Genomic DNA, 2,579 nt, shown 5'->3' on the forward strand with positions numbered 1-2,579 from the left:
ATCAACCCCTGGGCGATTTTCAAACCGCAGTGTATAGGTCTATACTTTAGGATTTCGAAAACGTGAACATGTAGAGATTAAGCAAAACAATGGTTTTGCAGGGTCTTCGTAAATAATAATAATAATAATGACAGATTATTGAGGAAAAAACGATGAGAAACTGGATGAAAGCGTGTTGCGTTGCTATTATCATTGGATGGGGCTTCTCCCTACCGGCCTACGGGCAATCGGTCGAGGATGCCCGGACATTCCGCGCGGGAGCCGCAACGAGTGTCATTACGCCGGCGATCGGTACTTCCATAAATGGAGGTATGCAGGACCGGCAGGTAAAGAATGTTCACGACGAGACCCACGCCCGGGCGATCGTGCTGGATGATGGGTCGACCCGGCTGGCTATTGTGGTGTCGGACCTATGCATGATTTACCGGGAGACACTGGATAAAGCCAAGGAGAGAGCCCATGAATTAACGGGCATTCCGGTTAAAAATATGATGATGTCAGCTACCCATACCCACTCGGCGGGCACGGCCTGCTCGGTTTTTCAGAGCGATCCGGACCCGGAGTACCTGGAGCTTCTGAGCACGAGGATCGCGGATGCGGTGGTTCGCGCCAATGAAAACAGCGTTCCGGCGAAGATAGGGTGGGGCGTGGGACACGAACCCTCACAGGTGTTTAACCGGAGATGGAAAATGAAAGACGGTACCGAAATCACCAATCCTTTTGGGGAGGGGGATCAGGTAAAAACGAATCCAGGCGTCGGCAATCCCAATCTGCTGGAGCCGGCGGGACCGATCGATCCGGAGGTGCCCGTCGTCTCTGTTAAATCAGCCGGCGGCGATCATATCGCCCTGCTGGCCAACTATTCGCTGCATTATGTCGGGGGCACCGGAGCGGGGGAAATTTCTGCCGATTACTTCGGGATGTTCGCAGACAAGATGGCCGGAATGCTGGAAACGGAGCATCAAACCCCATCGTTTGTCGGGATTATGTCCAACGGCACCAGCGGTGATATTAATAATGTTGACTTCACTGGCGAGCAGCACACGGTTTCGGGGGAATATGGCCAGATGCAGTACGTGGCGAATGTGTTAGCGGCGGAGACGTATAAAGTCGTGCAAAACATGGAGTACAGGGATTGGATATCCTTGGATGCGGTCCAGCAAGAGATCGAACTGGGCGTGCGTCTGCCGGCGACGGAGGATATTGAACGGGCGGAGCGGATTGTGGATAAGGCCGAGGGACCTGATATGGAATCCCTGGAGGAGATTTACGCTCGTGAGACGCTGCTGCTGAGTGAGTATCCGGAGCGCAAGTCGCTTATCCTGCAGTCGTTCCGCCTGGGGGACCTGGCCATAGCGGCGATTCCGTGCGAGGTATTTGTGGAAATCGGCCTGGAGTTAAAGGACAAAAGTCCCTTTGATTCCATGTTTACCATATCCCTGGCCAACGGTTATAACGGATATCTTCCGACCCCGGAGCATCATGCGCTGGGGGGATATGAAACGTGGCGCGCCCGGTCGAGCTACCTGGAAGTGGAGGCATCGGAAAAAATATCGCGGGAAGTTTTAGGGTTGTTGGGACAGTTGAAACAGTAGTATGACAGGAAGACAATCACATGAGATTAACGAAATAATATTAACCTTAACGTTCGCTCGCCACACAAGACTCGTGAAAACGTAGCTGTCATCGCAGTGAGGCTTTTTCGATTCTTTTGGCCTTCGGAGATTGCCGCGGAAGTACTCCAGGTAGTCGCTGAATTCCTTTTAATGAAAGTTATTTATATTGAACTAAAATCAACTAATAATGGATGGTACAATGAATAAAATGAGACAGTGGGTCATAGGATGGGTAGGTATATTAATTATAGCAACGGGATTTATCTCCTGCCAGGGCCAGAGGCACACGGCGGGAGAAGATGCTGTGTCGCTGTTCAACGGGGAAAACCTGGATGGCTGGTATACCTTTTTGGAAGAACGGGGACGCAATAACGATCCACGGGACGTCTTTACGGTTACGGACGGGGTGCTTCGAATATCCGGGGAGGAATGGGGATCGCTTACCACCGAGGAGGAGTATGAAAATTATCATCTGATTACCGAATTCAGGTGGGGGGACCAGACCTTTGAGCCCAGAAAGCATCGCGCCCGGGATTGCGGGCTGCTGTTCCATTCCATAGGCGAAGATGGGGCCTATTCCGGAAAGTGGATGTATTCCATTGAGGCTAATATTATCGAAGGGGGGACCGGCGACTTTATTGTCGTGGGCGACGGATCAGATGACTTTGCCATTACGAGTCCGGTCGCCCCCGAGCAGCAAAATGGCTCGCATGTATATCAGCCGGACGGGGAGCCGGTTACGATTAATGGGGGACGCATTAACTGGTTTGACCGCGATCCGACGTGGGAGGATGTGCGGGGATTTCGGGGCGCAGACGATATCGAACGTCCCCCCGGGGAGTGGAACCGGATGGAAGCGATCGTGAAGGGCGACAGCATAACGGTGAAGCTGAACGGGGTGGTGGTCAATGAAGCCTTTGATGTGCGTCCCTCGAAGGGACGTATACAGATTCAGTCCGAGGG

The 2,579-nt window shown here is 52.6% G+C and carries 2 protein-coding genes; both read left to right on the top strand.

Annotation, left to right across the window (positions count from 1 at the left end):
• The first annotated feature begins 164 nt into the window (after positions 1–164).
• On the top strand, positions 165–1,595 hold the full coding sequence (locus ACESLU_RS14075) for a hypothetical protein (protein ID WP_372639266.1): 1,431 nt from the start codon (positions 165–167) through the stop codon (positions 1,593–1,595).
• Between the two features lie 220 nt (positions 1,596–1,815).
• Positions 1,816–2,579, top strand: a 764-nt coding sequence (locus ACESLU_RS14080; RefSeq protein WP_372639267.1) for a DUF1080 domain-containing protein, incomplete at its 3' end; no start/stop codon positions are given.

Origin of the sequence: Fodinibius sp. (genome assembly GCF_041642155.1) — a bacterium.
GTDB lineage: Bacteria > Bacteroidota > Rhodothermia > Balneolales > Balneolaceae > Fodinibius.

What these genes read in the sequence shown, in the direction of transcription:
- ACESLU_RS14075 (WP_372639266.1), top strand. Translation starts at nt 165, where the DNA reads ATGAAAGCGTGTTGCGTTGCTATTATCATTGGATGGGGCTTCTCCCTA.